This is a genomic window from Glycomyces tenuis DSM 44171 (assembly GCF_000427885.1).
Classification (GTDB): Bacteria; Actinomycetota; Actinomycetes; order Mycobacteriales; family Micromonosporaceae; genus Glycomyces; species Glycomyces tenuis.
Map to the genome: position 1 here is coordinate 217,165 of NZ_ATYW01000003.1, position 18,789 is coordinate 235,953.

The 18,789-nt window shown below is 71.9% G+C and carries 20 protein-coding genes; 9 read left to right on the top strand and 11 right to left on the bottom strand.

What is annotated here, in order from left to right; all coding sequences use genetic code 11:
- Nucleotides 1-90: 90 nt before the first annotated feature.
- Both YWW_RS0105945 and YWW_RS0105950 read left to right on the top strand, forming a co-directional pair.
- Nucleotides 91-1,173: a glycerophosphodiester phosphodiesterase family protein gene (locus YWW_RS0105945; protein WP_026929396.1), complete on the top strand. Its 1,083-nt coding sequence runs from the start codon at nt 91-93 to the stop codon at nt 1,171-1,173.
- A gap of 239 nt (nt 1,174-1,412) precedes the next feature.
- Complete coding sequence (locus YWW_RS0105950) at nt 1,413-1,745, top strand: bleomycin resistance protein (protein ID WP_026929397.1); 333 nt, start codon at nt 1,413-1,415, stop codon at nt 1,743-1,745.
- Nucleotides 1,746-1,854: 109 nt separating this feature from the next.
- Here YWW_RS0105950 and YWW_RS0105955 read toward each other — a convergent pair whose 3' ends face one another.
- On the bottom strand, nt 1,855-2,397 hold the full coding sequence (locus YWW_RS0105955) for a GNAT family N-acetyltransferase (RefSeq protein WP_026929398.1): 543 nt from the start codon (nt 2,395-2,397) through the stop codon (nt 1,855-1,857).
- Nucleotides 2,398-2,514: 117 nt separating this feature from the next.
- Here YWW_RS0105955 and YWW_RS0105960 point away from each other — a divergent pair, with 117 nt between their 5' ends.
- Both YWW_RS0105960 and YWW_RS28595 read left to right on the top strand, forming a co-directional pair.
- Nucleotides 2,515-4,005, top strand: coding sequence for an ABC transporter substrate-binding protein (locus YWW_RS0105960; RefSeq protein WP_026929399.1), 1,491 nt, complete (start codon nt 2,515-2,517; stop codon nt 4,003-4,005).
- Nucleotides 4,006-4,012: 7 nt separating this feature from the next.
- Nucleotides 4,013-5,740 carry an ABC transporter permease subunit gene (locus YWW_RS28595; protein WP_051325430.1) on the top strand — a complete coding sequence of 576 codons (1,728 nt, stop codon included), beginning with the start codon at nt 4,013-4,015 and terminating at the stop codon, nt 5,738-5,740.
- On the opposite strand, the gene YWW_RS0105970 is transcribed toward YWW_RS28595, so the two are convergent.
- The 4 genes from YWW_RS0105970 to YWW_RS0105985 all read right to left on the bottom strand — a co-directional run bounded on the left by YWW_RS0105970 (nt 5,721) and on the right by YWW_RS0105985 (nt 9,182).
- Nucleotides 5,721-6,509 (bottom strand): VOC family protein, encoded by a 789-nt coding sequence (locus tag YWW_RS0105970; protein ID WP_035704104.1) that lies wholly within the window; start codon nt 6,507-6,509, stop codon nt 5,721-5,723. The genes YWW_RS28595 and YWW_RS0105970 overlap by 20 nt on opposite strands.
- A 134-nt stretch (nt 6,510-6,643) precedes the next feature.
- Nucleotides 6,644-7,438, bottom strand: a complete 795-nt coding sequence (locus YWW_RS33785; protein ID WP_051325431.1) for a VOC family protein — start codon at nt 7,436-7,438, stop codon at nt 6,644-6,646.
- Between the two features lie 222 nt (nt 7,439-7,660).
- Nucleotides 7,661-8,047: a large conductance mechanosensitive channel protein MscL gene (gene mscL / locus YWW_RS0105980; RefSeq protein ID WP_026929401.1), complete on the bottom strand. Its 387-nt coding sequence runs from the start codon at nt 8,045-8,047 to the stop codon at nt 7,661-7,663.
- A 130-nt stretch (nt 8,048-8,177) separates the two neighbouring features.
- The gene (locus YWW_RS0105985; protein WP_211228447.1) at nt 8,178-9,182 is read right to left on the bottom strand and encodes a LacI family DNA-binding transcriptional regulator; all 1,005 of its coding nucleotides are present in this window, start codon (nt 9,180-9,182) and stop codon (nt 8,178-8,180) included.
- A 578-nt stretch (nt 9,183-9,760) separates the two neighbouring features.
- On the opposite strand from YWW_RS0105985, the gene YWW_RS28605 reads away from it, so the two are divergent.
- The 5 genes from YWW_RS28605 (at nt 9,761) to YWW_RS34850 (ending at nt 14,885) form a co-directional block, all read left to right on the top strand.
- Nucleotides 9,761-11,059, top strand: coding sequence for an ammonium transporter (locus YWW_RS28605; protein WP_035697896.1), 1,299 nt, complete (start codon nt 9,761-9,763; stop codon nt 11,057-11,059).
- Between the two features lie 131 nt (nt 11,060-11,190).
- Nucleotides 11,191-12,723 carry a signal recognition particle protein gene (gene ffh / locus YWW_RS0105995; protein ID WP_026929403.1) on the top strand — a complete coding sequence of 511 codons (1,533 nt, stop codon included), beginning with the start codon at nt 11,191-11,193 and terminating at the stop codon, nt 12,721-12,723.
- 26 nt (nt 12,724-12,749) lie between these two features.
- Nucleotides 12,750-13,859, top strand: coding sequence for an amidohydrolase family protein (locus YWW_RS0106000; RefSeq protein WP_051325432.1), 1,110 nt, complete (start codon nt 12,750-12,752; stop codon nt 13,857-13,859).
- 93 nt (nt 13,860-13,952) lie between these two features.
- Complete coding sequence (locus tag YWW_RS28610) at nt 13,953-14,279, top strand: DUF4190 domain-containing protein (RefSeq protein ID WP_155829959.1); 327 nt, start codon at nt 13,953-13,955, stop codon at nt 14,277-14,279.
- Nucleotides 14,280-14,387: 108 nt separating this feature from the next.
- Complete coding sequence (locus YWW_RS34850; protein WP_081687225.1) at nt 14,388-14,885, top strand: DUF4190 domain-containing protein; 498 nt, start codon at nt 14,388-14,390, stop codon at nt 14,883-14,885.
- A 58-nt stretch (nt 14,886-14,943) separates the two neighbouring features.
- Here YWW_RS34850 and YWW_RS0106015 read toward each other — a convergent pair whose 3' ends face one another.
- The 6 genes from YWW_RS0106015 to YWW_RS28625 all read right to left on the bottom strand — a co-directional run bounded on the left by YWW_RS0106015 (nt 14,944) and on the right by YWW_RS28625 (nt 18,787).
- Entirely contained in the window at nt 14,944-15,300 is a 357-nt protein-coding gene (locus YWW_RS0106015; protein WP_026929405.1) for a VOC family protein, read from the bottom strand.
- 58 nt (nt 15,301-15,358) lie between these two features.
- Nucleotides 15,359-15,808 (bottom strand): twin-arginine translocase TatA/TatE family subunit, encoded by a 450-nt coding sequence (locus tag YWW_RS28620; protein WP_051325435.1) that lies wholly within the window; start codon nt 15,806-15,808, stop codon nt 15,359-15,361.
- 179 nt (nt 15,809-15,987) lie between these two features.
- Nucleotides 15,988-17,250, bottom strand: coding sequence for a S1C family serine protease (locus tag YWW_RS0106025; protein WP_026929406.1), 1,263 nt, complete (start codon nt 17,248-17,250; stop codon nt 15,988-15,990).
- A 261-nt stretch (nt 17,251-17,511) separates the two neighbouring features.
- Nucleotides 17,512-17,679 carry a DUF3117 domain-containing protein gene (locus YWW_RS34855; RefSeq protein ID WP_081687227.1) on the bottom strand — a complete coding sequence of 56 codons (168 nt, stop codon included), beginning with the start codon at nt 17,677-17,679 and terminating at the stop codon, nt 17,512-17,514.
- A gap of 172 nt (nt 17,680-17,851) precedes the next feature.
- Nucleotides 17,852-18,352, bottom strand: a complete 501-nt coding sequence (locus YWW_RS37250; RefSeq protein ID WP_026929407.1) for a hypothetical protein — start codon at nt 18,350-18,352, stop codon at nt 17,852-17,854.
- Between the two features lie 81 nt (nt 18,353-18,433).
- Entirely contained in the window at nt 18,434-18,787 is a 354-nt protein-coding gene (locus YWW_RS28625; RefSeq protein ID WP_051325436.1) for a DivIVA domain-containing protein, read from the bottom strand.
- Between the last annotated feature and the right edge of the window lie 2 nt (nt 18,788-18,789).

An 18,789-nucleotide genomic window follows, 5' to 3' on the forward strand; every position in this document is an offset into this window, starting at 1 on the left:
CGTTCAAGCGCCGTTCACGATCGGGCAGTGTGCGCGACGGCCGCGGCCGCTGTACTGGAAGCCCCAGACCCCGAACGAGAAGAGGACCGAATGTCCCGCAAGGGTGCGCTCCTTCGCGGCCTCGCCGCCGCCGCGGCGGCCGTCGCCGCACTGGGCGTCGCGGCCGCCCCGGCCGCCGCCGAGCCGAACCACGGCGAGTCGAGCCACGGCGAGTCGAGCCACGGGCACGCCGACGAGCCGATCGTCATCGCCCACCGAGGCGCCAGCGGCTACCTCCCCGAGCACACGCTGGAGGCCTACCAGCTCGCCGTCGCCCTCGGCGCCGACGTCGTCGAGCCCGACCTCGTGCTCACCGCCGACGGCGAGCTGCTGGCCCGCCACGAGCCGATGCTGAGCGGCACCACCGACGTCGCCGAACACCCCGAGTTCGCCGACCGCAAGACCACCAAGACGATCGACGGGCAGCCCGTCACCGACTGGTTCGCCGACGACTTCACCCTCGCCGAGCTCAAGACCCTCCGCGCCGAGGAGCGCATCCCCGAGCTGCGCCCGCAGAGCGCCGCCTGGGACGGGAAGTTCGAGCTCGTCACCTACGACGAGGTGCTCGACTACGTCGACGGGCTCGGCCGCGAGGTCATCACCTACCCGGAGATGAAGCACCCCAGCTACTACAAGGAGCAGGGGCTGAGCATCGAGGACGCGCTGGCCGACCTGCTCGAGGAGCGTGAGCTCGACGAGGAGGACTCCCCGGTGTGGGTCCAGTCCTTCGAGTACCCGAGCCTGGTCGAGATCGACGAGCGCATCGACAACCCGGTCGGGCTGAACATCGGCGGCTCGGGCGAGATCTCCGACGCCGACCTGGACCTGTACGCCGCCACGCTCGACACGATCAGCCTCAACAAGGACCGCATCGTGCCGCGGGACGAGGACGGCTACCTGCTGGAGCCGACCGACGTGGTCGAGCGCGCGCACGAGCGCGGCCTCGAGGTGCACGTGTGGACGTTCCGCAACGAGAACTCCTTCCTGCCCGCCGACTTCCGTAAGGGCCCCAAGGAGGCGAAGTGGGGGCACTACCGCGCCGAGTACGAGCTGTTCTTCGAACTCGGGGTGGACGCGGTGTTCAGCGACTACCCGGACAAGGCCGTGGCCGCACGATACTGGTCGAAGTTCTAACCCAGGACTCGACTCCCACCGAGGGGCCGTCCCCAGCCGCCGGGGGACGGCCCCTCGGCCGTGCCGTGCGGGAGCCCCGAGCCGAGGCGGCGCCGCTCGCGGCGGCACGGCCGCGCGCCGACGATTTCGATGTGCCGAGGCGGGAACCGGTCGGGCCGGGCGCGCGGCCGCTGTGGTCAGTGTGAGAAGGCCGCGTGCGGCGGCGGGGCCTTGTCGGAGGCGGCTGCCACGATGGACCGATGAGCGAACAGGCGATCCCGATCCTCCGAGTCGAGGACGCCGCCGCGGCGGTGCGGTGGTACGAGCGGCTGGGCTTCACCAAGCGGTGGGAGCACCGCTTCGAGCCGGGCCTCCCGGCGTTCGCCGAAGTGGCCCGCGGGGAGGTGGCGCTGTTCCTGTCCGAACACGAGGGCGACGCCCACCCGGACGGAGTGGTGTACCTGCGGCTGAACGACGTGGACGACATCGCGGCCCGCTTCGGGACGCGGGCGGAGGACACCGAGTGGGGCACCCGTGAGTTCGAACTGCGGGACCCGGACGGCAACCGGCTGCGCATCGGCATGGAACGCTGAGCCCTCGCGGCCGCGCGCAGAACACCGCCGGACGGTCGAAGCCGCCTCGAGTGCCGAGGCGCATGGATGGCCGTTCGGACGGTCGCCGACCGGCCGCGGCGGCACGGCCCTAGCGGCGCAGTTCCAGTTCGAAGTGGACTGTCTCGAAGGGCTCCGAGTGGGCCCCCGGGCCGAAGGTCTCGCCCGAGACGAGCCGCTCGTCGAAGACGACCGCGCCGCGCCTCGACCAGAACTCCACCGCCCCCGGCGTGCGCGCGTCGGTGTGCAGGTAGACGCCGGTGTACCGCTCTCGCGTGCCGATGAAGTCCAGGCACGCGTCCACCAGCGCGCCCGCCAGGCCCCTCCTGCGGTGCTCGGGCCGCACGTAGACCCGGTACAGGCTCGCCGTCCGCCCCGCCTCGAACCGCTCGGCCACCTCCGGCGGATGCGGCGGCGAGCTCGGCGTCTGCCCCCGCACCCCGGCCGTCCCCACCACGGCGCCGTCCCGCTCGGCCACGAACAGCGCGTTGTCCTCCGGCGCCAGGTAGTACGACTCCAGATCGATGATGTCGGAGTGCCACTGCGGCAGGTAGCCGTGCCCGAAATCGCGGTAGACCGTGTCGAGCATGACCGAGCGGGCCTGCGCCAGGTCATCGGCCTCCGCTCGCCTCAAGACGTAATCCCGTACACCCCGGCCTCCGGGCGCGGTCGCAAGACTGGACATGCGTGCCAGTATTGCATGCGATTTGCAATAAGAACTTGTATGCGATTAGAGATGAAGGTCACTGCGATGCCTTTGAACCGCCGCGTCCTCCTCGGCGCCACCGGCCCCATCGCCCTCGGCGGCCTCCTGGCCGGCGCCGGATGCTTCTCCGGCGGTGAGGGCGAATCCGACCGCCTCACCATCGCCATGGCCCTCGCCCCCGCCGCGGGCCTGTCCCCGCACTCCGACGACGCCTTCCTCCTCGCCCGCTGGGCCGTCGCCGAGACCCTCGTCGGCCTCGAGACCGACGGCACCGCCACCCCGCGGCTCGCCGCCGACTGGACCCGGATCGACGACACCACCTGGGAGTTCACCCTCCGCGACGACGTCGTCTTCCACGACGGCACCGCCCTCGACGCCGAGACCGCCGCCCGCAGCCTCAACGCGGCGGCCGAGGCGGCCGCCGTCCCGCGCGTCATCGACGGCGTCGGCCTCACTGCCGAGGCCACCGGGAAGCACACCCTGGCCGTCGCCACCGCCGCGCCCGACCCCGTGCTGCCGCAGCGGCTCTCCAGCCCGCAGCTCGCCGTCCTCGCCGCCGCGGCCTTCGAAGGCGAGACCGCCGACAGCGCCGTTGTCAACCCTGTCGGCCACGCCACCGGCCCCTTCCGTATCACCGAGGCCACCACCACCGGCGCGGCCATGGAACGCCACGACGACTACTGGGGCGAGCCGGCCGCCATGGACGGCTTCGACGCCGACTACGTCCCCGACGCCGCCACCCGCGTCGCCGCCCTCCGCTCCGGCGAGGCCGACGTCATCGAGGCCGTCCCCTACGCCCAGATCGAGACCCTCGACGCCGAGCGCCTCCAGGACGCCCCCACCGCCAGAACCGTCAGCTTCTACCTCAACACCGCCGCCGGGCCCCTGGCCGAGCCCGCCATGCGGGCGGCCGTCGCCGCCGCGATCGACCCCGCCCCGATCGTCGACGACATCTACGAGGGCCGCGCCGACGCCCCCGCGGGGCTCTTCGGGCCCGCCCTGGCCTGGGCCGCCGACCACCGCGCCCACGAGCTGCCCGCCCCGGCCGAAGTGGACGGCCAGACGCTGACCATCGCCACCTACTCCAACCGCGCCGAACTGCCCGAGACGCTCACCGTCTTGGCCTCGCAGCTCGAAGCGGCGGGCTTCACCGTCGAGACCGAGGTGAGGGACTACAACGACATCGAGCCCGACATGCTCGCCGGCGCCTTCGACGCGGTCCTGATGTCCCGCTCGGTCGTCCAGGACTCCGGCGACCCCTACACCTACCTGGACAGCGACTTCACCTCGGACGGCGGCTTCAACGTCTCCCAGCTCGCCGACGCGGCCGTCGACGAGGCCGTTGCCGCCATCGCCCTCGCCGAAGGCGACCGCCGGGCCGCGGCGCTCGACGCCGAGGCCGCCGTCCTCGCCACGGGCGCCGTCGTCCCCGTCGCCCACGAGCGCCTCGTCGTCGGCGTCTCCGAGCGCGTCGCGAACGTCGCCTCCGACCCGCGCGAGCTCGAGATCATCACCGCCGAGACCACGCTGGAGTGACCCGCCCGTGCGCACCCTCAAGGGCCTGACCTTCCGGGCCTGCGCCCTGCTCGCCCTCCTCGCCGCCATCGGATTCCTGCCCTGGATCGCCGACCGCGACCCCGCCCTGACCGTCCTGCGCGCCCGCTACTCCGGCAGGGAGTCCACCCCGGAGGCGCTCACCGCCGTCCGCGCCGATCTCGGCCTCGACGCCGGGCCGTGGCCGCTGCTGCGCGACTGGCTCACCGGGCTCGCCCGCGGCGACCTCGGCACCTCGTGGGTCACCGACCGGCCCGTCGCCGAGACCGTCTGGCCCGCGCTGGGCGTCTCGCTCACGCTCATGGGGGCGGCCCTCGCCGTGGTGCTCGCCGTGACCGCCGCCGCCTGCGCCCCGGCGCTGGCGCGGGCCGCCGAGGGCAAGCCGTCCCGGCCCGGCGGCGTCGCGGTGGCCTCGCTCGTGGCCCTCCCCGACTTCCTCGTCGCCACCCTCGGCATCGCCGTCTTCGCCACCTGGGCGGGCCTGCTGCCCGCCTACGGCCTCGACACGCCGGTCCACCTGATCCTGCCCGCCCTCGCGATGGGCCTGCCCGGCGGCGGCGTGCTCGCCCGGCTCTGCCGCGACGCGATCGGGACGACGGCGGGCGAGGACTGGGTGCGGCAGTGGCGGTCCTCCGGATACCGGCGCTCGCGCATCGTCCGCGGGCTGCTCAAACGCGCCGTCCCGCCCGTGCTCCCGCAGTTCGCGATCGTCGCGGTCAGCATCACCGGCAGTGCCGTGGCCGTCGAGACGGTCTTCGCGATCCCCGGGCTCGGGCGCGCCGCGCTGGCCGCCGCCGACGCGCAGGACCTGCCGATCCTCCAGGCGTGCATGGCGTTCCTCATCGGCCTGGGCTTCGCGGGCGGGATGCTCGCCCGCCTCGCCTCCCGCCGCCTGGGCGGGCCCGCGCTCGAAGGCGCCGCCGCGGCGCTCGCGCCTCCGGCCCGCGGCGGCCGGGGCCGCGGCATCGTCTGGATCGCGGCGACGGCCGGTCCGCTGCTGCTCGCCGTCGCCTTCGGACTCGCGCGCGCCGCCGACGAGGTGGCGACCGGCTCGCGCCTGGCCGGGCCGTCCTGGGCGCATCCGCTCGGCACCGACCCGCTCGGGCGCGACGTGCTCGCCAGGCTCGGACATGGGGCGCTGTGGACTGTCGGGGCGGCGGTGGCGGCCTGCGCCCTGGCCTACCTGATCGCCCTGGCGCTCGGCTTCGCGCCGCGGGCGGCGCACCCGCTGGCGGAGGCGGTGAACTCCTTCCCGGTGGCCATCGCGGGCATCCTCGTGGTGGTCGCCTTCGGGCGCGGCCAGTTCGGGGCGGTGCTGGCCGTCACGGCGGTGTCGTGGCCGCCCCTGGCCGCGCACGCGGCCGAACTCGTGGCCGCCGCCCGCGCCGCCGGGCACCTCGAGGCGCGGCGCGCGCTCGGCGCCGGCCCGCTGTGGATGCTCAGGCGCCACGTGCTGCCGCTGGTGGTCCGGCCGCTGGCCTCCCACGCGGGGCTGCGCCTGCCCGGTATGGCCCTCGGCATCGCCTCGCTCGGCTTCCTCGGCCTCGGCGCGGGCGCCGACTCGCCCGAGTGGGGCGCGAGCCTGGCGCGGGCCATGCCCTATCTCGAACGGGCGCCGCTGGCGACCCTCGCCCCGGCCGCGGCCATGATCGCGCTGACCCTCGCGGTCATGGCCGTCGTGTCACTGCCGGCCCGCGCTAAGCGGCCTCGGCCATGACGCCGAAGGCGGCCCCGCCCGGCGCCCTGATCGCGGCCACCCGCAGCATCGGCACGTCGGAGGGCGGGGAGACGACCTCGCCGCCGAGCTCCTCGGCCATGGCGCACGTCTCGTCGGCGTTCGCGACGGCGAACATGACCTCCCACTGCGGCGCCAGCTCCCGCTCGGCGCCCTCGGCGGGGTGGCAGCCGCCGAACTCGCCCTTGCCCCCCTCGGCGCTCAGGGCCGCGTAGGGGCGCGGGTCCTTCGGGTCGGTCCACGGCGGGACGACGACGCTCCAGCCGAGCAGGTCGGCGTAGAACCGCATGGCCTCGGCCGGGACGCCGTCGTAGTTGTACTCGAACCACGAAGCGGCGCGCGGCTCCTGGTAGGCCTTGAAGCCCGGGCCCTCGCCGATCGGCTGGAGCAGGCCGAACTCGGCGCCGTTCGGGTCGGCGAGCATCGCGAACTTCATGTCCCCGCCCACCTCGGCGGGCGCCTCGACGACTGCCCCGCCGAGCTTCTCGGCCCGGGCCGCGGCGGCCTCGCAGTCGGCGACGTGGAAGCTCAGGTGCCATCGGCCGGGGGCCTCCCCGGGAACGATGCCCGCCACGGAGCGGCCCTCGTCGCCGTCCCCGCCGAGGAGCAGTTCGGTGTAGTGCCCGAACTCCTCGCCGTAGTCCCGTGCGCTCCAGCCGAACAGGCCCGCGTAGAAGGCGGTGTCTCCGGCCAGGTCGGGGGTGGTCGAGTCGACCCAGATCGGTGCGCCGAGTGGGATCTCTCCTGCCATGATGTGCAGCTCCTTCGCTGAAATCGTTGTGCTGACGCACAAACGGTGGCATGAGGGTCCGACATTCGCAGCGATTCCGATGTTTCTGCGGTTCAGGCCCGTTCAGCGGAGCCGCCGAAGGCCGCCCCGCCGGCTCAGACCGCCTCGGAGACGACGCCGAACATCGCCCCGGTGGGCGAGGCCAGCGTCGCGGTGCGCATCCCCGCCTCGTCGCCCGGCGGCACCGCCACCGAGCCGCCCGCCCCGACCGCGGAGGCGGCCACCCGGTCGACCGAGCCGACCGCGAAGCAGACGATCCATTGAGGAGCCGTCGGATCCGCCGCGGCGCGGCAGACGCCGAACTCGAAGCCGGACTCGCGCGTGCGCAGCTCCACCGGCGGAGCGAGCTCGTCCGGGTCCTCCGAGACGGCCTCCACCACCGACCAGTCCAGCAGCTCCGCGTAGAACTGCATCGCCTCGGCCGGGACGCCGTTGTACACGTACTCGAACCACGCGGCGGCGCCCGGCTCGCCGTACGCCATGAACCCCATGTCCTCGCGCAGCGGCTCGTACAGGCCGAACGTCCCGCCGTCGGGATCGCGCATGCCGGCGAAGACCAGGTCGTCGCCGACGCGCATCGGGCTGGTGATCGTGGCGGCGCCGAGCTTCTCGGCCTCGGCGGCGGCCGAGACGCAGTCGCGCACGTGGAACGAGACGCCCCAGCCGGCGGGCTTGTCCGGCTGGTCGGACTGGTTCGGGGCCATCCCGGCGACGGCGCGGGCGCTCGCGACACTGGAGCCCAGGCAGAACTCGGTGTAGTGCCCGAACTCCTCGCCGCTGTCGAAGGTCGTCCAGCCGAACAGGCGGGTGTAGAAGGCCACTTCGGCGGCGAGGTCGGGGGTGTTGGCGTCCACCCAGACGGGGGCGCCGAGGGGTATGGAGGTCGGCATGTCCACCGCTCCTTCGCGGTCGGGTTCGCAGTCGCGGGAGCGCGCTGCCTGATCACGGTCCCACGCGGGTGCGACCGCCGCAAGAGCCCCGGACCACCGTTCGCGGAGGGCCGGTCCGCGCGGCGTCGAACCGCCCCGCGGACCGGCCCGAAGGCTACTGGCGGCGCTGCTCCAGCAGCGCGTCCCGGCTATCTCTCTCGATCCGCTCGCAGAGCGTCGCGGCTATCCCTCTCGATCCGCTCGCAGCGCGTCGCGGATCTGCTCCAGGAGCACGATCTGCTCCTCGCGCTCGACGTGCTCCTCTTCCTCGGGGGTCATGAAGCGCTCGCGGAGCTTGTTGAACGGCAGGACGATCACGAAGTACACGGCCGCGGCGGTCAGGAAGAAGACCAGCAGGCCGTTGATGAACAGGCCGTAGGGAAACTCGACGCCGTTGATCTCGAAGCTGCCGCCGATGTCGGCGCCTCCGGTGGCCAGGGTGATGAGCGGGTTGAGGAAGGCGTCGCCGAACGAGGTGACCAGCGCGGTCAGCGCCGCCCCCATCACGACGGCCACCGCCAGCTCGACGACGTTGCCACGCATCAGGAAGTCTTTGAAACCTTGGATCATGCCCAGAGTGTCGCATCCGTGTGCGCCCGAACAGGCGTTCCGCACCCAGGTGTCGGGGCAGTCGACCATTCGGAGGAGCGGAGAGCGGCGCCGTGGACGCCCGCCTTCACGAGCTCACGGGTCGATGCGGCTAGCGGCTCGGGGGAGGCCCCGAGGTCTCGCGGATGACCAGCTCGGGCGCCCGCCACGCCGGGGCCGGCTTCGGCACCGAGCTGTCGAGGCGGTGCCTGAGCAGCTCGAACGCGCCCCGCCCGACGTTCTCGAAGTCCTGGTTCACCGTGGTCAGCGCGGGCGTGGTGTACGCCGAGAACGGGGCGTTGTCGAAGCCGACGATGCTCAGGTCGCCGGGCACGTCCCGTCCGGTCAGGTACGCGGCGCGCAGCGTCGCGAGCGCGAGATCGTCGTTGCCGCACAGGATCGCCGTCACCGAGCGGTCCTCGACCAGCGGCCGCACGGCCTCGAACGCCTCGGAGATCGTCCACCCCGAGTGCACCATCGGCGGCAGGGTCCGCCCGGCCTCGCGCAGCGCGTCGGCCCAGCCTTCGGCGCGGTGCGACTTGCGGTCGGCCTCGGTGCCCAGGGCGGTGGGGATCGCCAGGTGGTGGACGGTCTGGTGGCCGAGGCCGAGCAGGTACCGGGTGGCCTCGGCGGCGATCTGGCCGTCGTCGAGGCCGATCAGCCACGGCTCGTCGTAGTGGTCGCCGGTGTACTCGCCGATGGCCACCAGCGCCTGCGGCTGGGCGGCCAGCAGCGTGCGCCGGGCGCGCATGCCCGCATCGTCGTGGGCGACGATGATGGTCGGCTCGCCGGCTCTGGGCAGCCGGGCGATGATGCTGGCGTCCGAGTGGGTCTCGTCGGGGTCGAGCACCGAGATCGAGACGCTCCAGCCCGCGGCGCGGGCGGCCTTCTCGATGCCGCGCAGCGAGGCCTCGGAGCCGTAGAGCGAGGTGTCGGCGGTGAGGACGGTGACCGACTGCGCCGCCCCGCCCGCGAGGGTCCGGGCCAGCCGGTTGGGGCGGTACCCGAGTTCCTCGATGGCCGCCAGCACCCGGTCGCGGGTGGTCGGGGCCACGCGTGGCGAGCTGTTGACGACCCGCGAGACGGTCTGGTGCGAGACGCCGGCCAGTTTGGCCACGTCCCATATGCTGGCTGCCTTCTTCGGCTCAACGCTCATTGCGGTCGGTCACCTTCTGCCTACTTTGAGATTGTCCGCCACCCGGCGCGGACACCGCGGGGCCGCCGTCCTGTCGGATGCACGCTTGCCAGCGTAGATCGCATCGGCCCGCCCGTCTGTCGCGGTGTCCGCACCGGACCGCCGCGGTATGAGCACGATCTCGTAACGAACAGGCCAATGCAAGGTGTATTCCACGAGTGCCCGAACCATCGCCTCGGCGGCCCCGCCCGCCCCTCCAGTGCCTGCGGACACGCCTCGGGCAGGCCATGTGAGGCCGAGTTCACACGCTCGAAATCTTTCGCGACAGCTTTTTAACACAGCGGCTCGGGTCGCGTAACACGCCGCGGTGAAGCTGACATGACTCCGGTAGGTAGGAGAATCACGCGCCGGCCGCTCGCCGCCGATCCGATCGGCGGCCCGCCGGGCCATGACGGCCTCTCGGCCGGCGCGTGACCCCTGCTCCCGAGCACCGTCGCTCCCCTCGAAGCCGGACCAGAACCGAAGCCCGACACATACCTATCTCTGGAGAGGAGGCGGCCATGCCCGAGCTCGACACAGGCAACAACGCCTGGATCCTGATCTCCGCCGCCCTTGTTCTGCTCATGACGCCCGGCCTCGCCCTGTTCTACGGCGGCCTGACGCGGGCCAAGAGCGTCATCAACATGATGATGAAGTGCCTGGTCGCCCTCGGCATCGTCTCGATCGTCTGGGTCCTGGTCGGCGAGTCCATCGCCATCGGCGACGGCTCCGGCGACCACCCGCTGTTCGGCGACCTCAGCACCAACTTCGGCCTGGAGTACGTGACCGACCTCGGCACGGTCGACGGCGGCGTCTCGGCCGGCGCGATGTCGGCCTTCGGCATGATGTTCGCCATCATCACCGTCGCCCTCATCGCCGGGGCCGTGGCCGACCGCATGAAGTTCAGCGCCTGGGTCGTGTTCGCCACCGCCTGGGTCGTCCTGGTCTACGCGCCCGTCGCCTACTGGGTGTGGGGCGGCGGCTGGATCGAGGACCTGGGCGTCCTCGACTTCGCGGGTGGAACGGCGGTCCACGCCAACGCCGGAGCCGCAGCCCTCGGCCTCGCGCTCGTCGTCGGACGCCGCATCGGCTGGAAGGACGGCAACTTCGCGCCGCACAACCTGCCGCTGGTCGTCATCGGCACCGGCCTGCTGTGGTTCGGCTGGTTCGGCTTCAACGCCGGCTCGGCGTTCGTCTCCGACGCCTACGCCGGCCTGGCCCTGCTCAACACGCAGGTCGCCACCGCCGCCGCGATCCTCGGCTGGCTCCTGGTCGACCGCATCCGCGGCATCAAGCCGTCGGTGCTCGGCGCCTGCTCCGGCGTCATCGCCGGTCTCGTGGCCATCACCCCGGCGGCCGGCCTGGTGACGCCGCTCGGCGCGATCGCCCTCGGCGCCATCGCCGGTGTCATCTGCCCGCTGGCCGTCGGCCTGAAGCACAAGCTCGGCTACGACGACGCGCTCGACGTGGTCGGCCTGCACATGGTCGCCGGCATCTGGGGCTCGATCGCGGTCGGCCTGTTCGCCACCGCGGAGATCGCCGGAGAGGCCGGCCTGTTCTTCGGCGGCGACTTCAGTTTCTTCGCCAACCAGGTCATCGCGGTGCTGGCCGTGGTCGCCTACTCGTTCATCGTGGCGCTCATCATCGGCCTGGTCCTGAAGTTCACCATGGGCGTCAGGATCAGCGAAGAGGAGGAGCTCGCGGGCATCGACGCCGCCCAGCACGGCGAGGCCGGCTACGACCTGCCCGTCAACGGCGAGGCCCTCGGCAACGGCATCGGATCGCCCGCCGCCGAGGTCCCCGAGAAGGTCCAGGCCTGACGGCCCCGGCGTTCCGCTCGGACGGACGGCCGCCCAGCTCCCCGGCTGGGCGGCCGTCCTCTTCGCGTTCGACGGCAAGGCCGTTAAGCTCGTAGGGATAGCTGCAATGACCACCACCGAGAGGTTCGCCCGTGTTCGACGCCCTGTCAGAACGACTGTCGGGAATCTTCGAGTCCATCCGCGGCAAGGGCCGCCTGACCGAAGCTGACATCGACGCCACCGCCCGCGAGATCCGCCTCGCGCTGCTCGAGGCGGACGTCGCCCTCCCCGTGGTGAAGAGCTTCATCGCCCAGGTCAAGGAGCGATGCAAGGGCGCCGAGGTCTCCAAGGCGCTCAACCCCGCCCAGCAGATCGTCAAGATCGTCAACGAGGAGCTCGTGGCGATCCTCGGCGGCGAGACCAGGCGCCTGAACTACGCCAAGCAGCCCCCGACGGTCATCATGCTCGCCGGCCTCCAGGGCGCCGGCAAGACCACCCTCGCCGGGAAGCTCGCCAAGCACCTCAAGAGCGAGGGCCACTCGCCGCTGCTCGTCGCCGCCGACCTCCAGCGGCCGAACGCGGTCGGGCAGCTCCAGATCATCGCCGAGCGGGCCGGCGTCGCGATCTACGCGCCCGAGCCCGGGTCGGGCGTCGGCGACCCGATCAAGGTCGCCACCGACTCGGTCGACGAGGCCAAGCGGGCCGGACGCGACGTGGTCATCATCGACACCGCCGGCCGCCTCGGCGTCGACGAGGAGATGATGGCCCAGGCCCGCGACATCCGCGACGCCACCGAGCCCGACGAGGTCGTCTTCGTCATCGACGCCATGATCGGCCAGGACGCGGTCAACACCGCCGAGGCCTTCCGCGACGGCGTCGGCATCACCGGCGTGGTCCTCTCCAAGCTCGACGGCGACGCCCGCGGCGGCGCCGCCCTGTCGGTGCGCCACGTCACCGGCCAGCCGATCCTCTTCGCCTCCACCGGCGAGAAGCTCGAGGACTTCGACGTCTTCCACCCCGACCGGATGGCCTCGCGCATCCTCGGCATGGGCGACATGCTCACCCTCATCGAGCAGGCCGAGGCCGCCTTCGAGGACGAGCAGAAGGAGGAGATGACCCAGAAGCTCCTCCAGGGCGAGGACTTCACCCTCGAGGACTTCCTCGAGCAGATGCAGGCCATCCGCAAGATGGGGCCGATCGGCAACATCCTCAAGATGATGCCGGGCATGGGCCAGATGAAGGACCAGATCGACTCCATCGACGACAAGCAGATCGACCGCACCACCGCGATCATCCGCTCGATGACGCCCGCGGAGCGGCGCAACTCCAAACTCATCAACGGCTCGCGGCGCCTGCGCATCGCCAACGGCTCGGGCGTGACCGTCTCCGAGGTCAACCAGCTGCTCACCCGGTTCAAGGACGCGCAGAAGATGATGCGCCAGATGGGCGGCGCCATGGGCCTGCCCGGCGGGGGCGGGAGCAAGGCCACCAAGTCGCCCTACGGCAAGCGCAAGGGCAAGAAGGGCAAGAAGAAGGTCGTGCGCCGCGGCGGCGGCCGCCCGGCCGGGGCCCCGCAGCTGCCCGCCGGGATGCCCGGCGAGATGCCCGACCTCTCCAAGTTGAACCAGGGCGACGTGCCCGACATCGACATCAACGAGTTCCTGAAGCAGCAGAAGAAGAAGTAGCACACCGACGTCGAGCGCGAGGCGACATGACCGACAGCCGTGCGACCGGGGGCGGAGCTCGCCCGCTTCACATGCGGGTGGTCTGGCTGCCCGACGACACCGTCCGCGACCTCTACGTCGACGGCGACCGGATCACCTTCGAGCCGGTGCCGGGCGCCGAGACCGTCGCCACCGGCGGCTACGCCCTGCCGGGCCTGGTCGACGCCCACTGCCACATCGGCATCAGGCGCGGGGCCGCGCCGATCGAGAGCCTCGACGAGGCCCGCTCGCTCGCCCACACCGACCGCGACGCGGGCGTCCTGGCCATCCGCGACGCCGGATCGCCGTTCCCCTACCCCGAGCTCGTCGGCGAGGACGGCATGCCGCGCCTCATCCGCGCCGGGCACCACGTCGCCGCCTCCAAGCGCTACCTGAGGGGCATCGGCCTCGAATGCGAACCTGACGAGGTCGTGGGCGCGCTGGCCCGGCAGGCGAAGCTCGGCGACGGCTGGGTCAAGCTCGTCGGCGACTGGATCGACCGCTCCAAGGGCGACCTCGCCCCCAGCTTCGAGCCCGAGGTCCTGACCGCCGCTATCCACGCCGCCCAGGCCGAGGGCGCCAAGGTCGCCGTCCACACCTTCTCCGAGGAGGCCATCGCCTGCGTCGTCGAGGCCGGGGCCGACTCGATCGAGCACGGCACGGGGCTGTCGGTCGAGCTGCTCGACCGGATGGCCGCCCAGGGCACCGCGCTCGTGCCGACCATGATCAACATCGAGACCTTCGACGACATCGCCGCCGGAGCCGACGCCAAGTTCCCCGCCTACGCCGCGCACATGCGGCGCCTGAAGGCCGGATTCGCCGAGGTCGTGCGCGCCGCCTGGGAGGCGGGCGTGCCGGTCTACCTCGGCACCGACGCGGGCGGCGGCATCGACCACGGCCTGGCCGCCGAGGAGATGCACCTGCTGCACACCGAGGCCGGGATCCCCGCCGCGGAGGTGCTCGCCGCCTCCTCCTGGCGGGCCCGCCAGTGGCTCGGCCTGCCGCCCGAGCTCGGCGACGTCGTCGTCTACGACTCCGATCCGCGAACCGGGCTCGCCGCCGTCCGCGAACCGCGGCTGATCGTCCTGCGGGGGCGCCTGGTCCACCGCCGCCTGTGAGGGCCGGACCCGAAAACGCATTCCCCGAAGCTGGCGGGCCTCGTATAAGGTGAAGCTCGATGTGTCCGCCCCATCAAAGGAAGTTGTGAAGCAATGGCCTACCCACCAATGCCGCCCCAGCAGCCCGGCTACCAGCAGCCCCCCGCAGCCCCGAAGAACGGGATGGGCACCTCCGGGCTCGTCCTCGGCATCATCGGCGCCCTCGGGGGCCTGTTCATCCCCTGCATCGGCTGGATCCTCGGCATCCTCGCCGTCATCTTCGGCGCCGTCGGCACCTCCCGCGTCAACAAGGGCGAGGCCAACAACAAGGGCGCCGCCACGACCGGGCTCATCCTCGGCATCGCCGCGATCGTGCTCGCGACGCTCGCCATGTTCTTCTGGGCCGACGTCAACGCCGACCTGATGGACCAGTACCAATAGCTCCCTGCCCATAGCGTGAGCGGCCGGACACCCCTCGCCGCCACCTGTGGCCGGGTTGGCTATCGTGAACGCCTGTGTCGTTTCCGCCCGAGCAGAGAGTTTGAAGCGATGACGTATCCCCCGCCTCCGGACCAGTCCGGCCAGGGCGGTTTCCAGTACGATCCGTACGGCAACCAGCCCGGTTCCCAGCCGCCCAGCCCCCAAGGCGGAGGCTACAGCCCCCAACCCCAGCAGCCGGGATACCCGCCGCAGCCGCAGCCCGGATACCAGGCGCAGCAGCCCGCTTACGGTCCGCCGCAGATGCCCCCTGCGTACGGCGCCCCGATGATGCAGCAGCCGAAGAACGGGCTCGGCGTCGCCGGCATGGTCACCGGCATCATCGGCATCGTCCTCTTCTGGTGCGGGATCGTCGGCATCGTCCTGGCGATCCTCGCCGTCGTCTTCGGCGGCGTCGGCATCGCCCGGGCGAACCGCGGCGAAGCCACCAACAAGGGCATGGCCACCGCCGGTGTCGTCCTCGGCGTCATCACGCTGGCCTTGGACATCGTCTACTGGATCTGGTGGGGGTCGGTCTGGGGCGCCGCGATGACCAGCAGCATGTACTGATCGAAGCGACGACGTCCGGCGGCGCGAGCACGAGCTCGCGCCGCCGGACGCGTGTCCGCTAGAAGCGGACCAGGCAGAAGGGGTGCCCCGCCGGGTCGGCGAAGACCCGGAAGCCCTCGCCGCCGCCCTCGAGGCGCCTCGCGCCGAGCTCCAGCACCGCCCGCTCGCCCTCGTCGAGGTCGTCGACCCTCACGTCGATGTGCATCTGCTGGTGGACCTCCGGGTCCGGCCAGGTCGGGGTGCGGTAGACCTCGGCCTGCTGGAAGGCGATCCCGGGCCGGTCGGCGGCGTCGCCGATGACCACCCAGTCGCCGTCGTCCTGCACCTGCACCATGCCGAGCAGTTCGCGGTAGAACGCGGAGAGCCGCTGCGGATCAGGGCAGTCGATGATGAGTCCGTGCCATTTTCCTATCATCCAGGCAGTGTCGCAGGCGCGTGTGACATGCGCGGCCCGTACGGGGGCGAACGGCGGCTCAGGTGGCGTCGTCGTAGCGGTTCGCGGCCCGCTCGCCGGTCGACTCGCCGCCGACGGCCTTCGAAGCGCTCCCGCGGACGCGGCTGCCGTTCACCTTGCGCCGGGTGTCCTCGATGCCGCGGGTGGTCTCCTCGAGGTCGTCCTTGAGCGGCTTGGTGCCCTCCTGGAGGTCCTTCATCGTGGCCTTGAGCGGGTTGGTCAGCATCTCCTGGTCCTCTTCGCTCAGGATGTGCTTGCGGACGAAGGTCTTGGGGTTGAGGTCCTCGGGCTTGATGTCGGTGCCGATCTCGCGGCTGAGGTCGGAGGCGGCGTTCGAGGCCATCTGGCGGGCCTTGGCGATGAACCGGCGGAGGTTGCGCAGCGCCTCGGGCAGCTTGTCGGGGCCCCACAGGAAGATGGCGATGAGGATGATGACGAGGAACTCGACTCCTCCGAAACCTCCGAACACCCTGACCTCCCTGACGCCGACGAATCTTCGCCAAGAGTATTCGCTTGCCGGAACGAATGCCAAGGCGGCCCGCGCGGGGTCTCGGCGAGGTCACGGCTCGTACGTCCGCGCGCACGCGGATCAGGCGTCGGCTCGGGACGCGCCCTCACCGGGTGAAGACGCACGCCCGCGCCGCGGCGTCAGTCGGCGGCCGCGGCCAGGGTCACCTGGGCGCTGTGCTCCTGGCCGTCGCGCTCGTAGACCACGGTCACCGTGGTGCCCGGCGCGAGCTTGCGGACGAGCGCGATCAGCTCCGTGTTCTCGGTGACGGTCTTGCCGTCGAAGCTGGTCAGCACGTCGCCGTTCTGGAGGCCCGCCTCCGCGGCCGGGGAGTCCGGCAGGATCTCGCTCAAGACCACGCCGACGCCCAGCTCCTCGTCGCCCAGCTCGGCACCGAGCACCGTGTGCGAGGCCGAGCCGGTCGCGATGATCTCGTCGGCGATGCGCTTGGCCTGGTTGATCGGGATCGCGAAGCCGATGCCGATGCTCCCGGCCTGCTCGCCTTCGGCGGCCGTCGAGGCGATCGCCGTGTTGATGCCGATGACCTGCCCGGCGACGTCGGTGAGCGGCCCGCCGGAGTTGCCGGGATTGATCGCCGCGTCCGTCTGGATCGCGGCCATGACCGACTCGATCTCGCCGGTGGAGTCCTGCGTCAGGACCGGCCGGTCGATCGCCGAGACGATCCCCTCGGTGACGGTCGAGGACAGCCCGAGCGGCGCGCCGATCGCGAGCACCGGGTCGCCCACGGCCATTTGGTCGGAGTCGGCCAGGACCATCGCCGGATGGTCCTCGCCGTCGATCTTCAGGACGGCCACATCGGAGTCCGGGTCCGAGCCGACGACGTCGGCCGTGGCGACCTCGCCGTCGTTGAACAGGACCTCCAGCTGCTCGGCCGGTTCAGTGCCGCCGCCGACCACCACGTGGTGGTTGGTCATGATGTAGCCGTCGTCGCTGACGATGAAGCCCGAGCCGTTGCCGCCGCCGGGGGTCAGCACCGTGACCACCGAGGGCATGATGCCCTCGACGACCCCGGCCACCGAGTCGGGCGCGCGGTCGACCTGCGGCTGGGCGCCGGTGATGGTGCCGCCGAGGGCGTCCGTGCGGGTCGCCCAGATGCCGATGGCGGCCCCGAGGGTCCCGGCGACGAGCGCCACGACCGCCGAGACGGCGACGACCAGGCCGAGGCCGGCGCGCGGCGCCGTCGCCGGACGGGGCCGGAGCGGCTCGATCGGGGGAGCGACGGGGGCCGGCCTGGTCTCGATGACGGCGTGGCTGGCGGGGTCGCGCCAGGGGTCGGCGGGGGCTTCGGGGTTCCACCAGGCCGAGGTCTGCCGCCCGACCGGCCGGTGCTCCGGGGGAGGAGCGCCGGGGGAGGCCTGGGGTTGGTCGGTGCCGTAGCTCATGTCTTGTCCCCTCGTGGGTACGGCCTGCGCTGGTGGACGTCCGCTGAGCGCCGATCGGCTGGAGCCGGTCCGGCAGGGGCCCGTTCCGTTGGTCCCATTGTCGCCTACGGCCGCAAGAACGGCACACGGATCCGCATCGGGGTGATCCTCACCGGTCCGTTCGCGCGCATAGCGAAGACTCGCCTCAAACGCGTGCCCGAGGCGAGTCTCCAGTGTCCGTTCGGCGGTGGGGTGTGCGCCGGGTGGGGTGCTTGGCGTCGACTACTCGAGTGCGCCTTGGAGCTCTTTGTTGAGCGTCTCGGCTTCCTCCGGAGTCATTTCGACCACGAGCCGGCCTCCGCCTTCCAGCGGGACCCGCATGATGACGCCGCGGCCCTCCTGGGTAACCTCCAACGGACCATCACCAGTCCGCGGCTTCATGGCCGCCATATTCGTCTCCCCTCGATCCAAGGTCGCAGGTTGCGACTCGACGTTGCTAGATCAAGTTTCCCCGATGACATGGGCGAGAGCCAACTCGCCCCTCCGGGTATGTGACAAAGTTCCGGAGAAATCGCCCATAAGAGTCAAACAGGGCATATGGAATCGTGCCTGGATAGAGGGCTTATTCCTCGGGGTCCTGTTCGTGCTCGACACCGAGGAGGAACGCGGTGCCGTCGATCTCGCGGCCGTAGGGGGCGACGAACGTCGGCAGCTCCGTCGGGCCCAGCGAGCGGACATAGGACCAGAACCGGCGCACGGCCTCGGCCCGGTCCACGGCCTCGATCGGGATCGACAGCGTCACCAGCCAGTCGCTGCGGCGCTCGGCCGTCGGCAGCGCGCCGACCAGCGAGCCCCACGCGGCCTCGTCCAGCGGCGCCCAGCCCTCCTCGGGCCCTTCGAGCGGCACGGCGGCCTCGGACGGCTCCTCGAGGCGGCGGCGGTAGGCGACGGCCTCGCCCTCGACCCGGCCCAGTGCGAAGACCCCGCCGGGGCCCGCCAGGGCCACCTCGTCGCCGTCCTCGGCGCCCGCGGGGACACCGGCGGCGGACTTGACCGAGTCGACCTCATAGGCCTGTTGCTCAGTGAAGTCGTCCTCGTTCAACACCAGCAGCCAATAACGCATCGTCCAATCCCATCACGTTCGCGCCGCGCGGCCTCGCCGTGCCCGGCCCGCCGCGCCGTGCCTCACTCCCGACCGGGAGCCCTACCGCTCGGCGTCCGCCTCGGCGGCCGGAGCCTCGCCCTCGTCCGCGCCGGAGCGCTCGACGCCGGCCAGCTCCTTCTCCAACTCCGCCAGCATCTCGTCGCGGCGCCCGATCTCCCAGGCGAGCCGGTTCAGGGCCGCGTCCACCTGATCCATGCGGTAGCCGCGCAGGCCCGTGTCGAAGCGCAGCGAGCCGACCTTCTCCTCGGTCACCGCCTCCTCCTCGTCCAGGCCCGGAGGCGCGCCCTCGGCCTCGTCGTCTTGCAGGCCGTCCCGGCCGGTGGCCCAGACGACGATCGAGAACGCGATCCACACGCCGATGGCCGCGACCACGACCGGCAGCACCAAGCTCACAG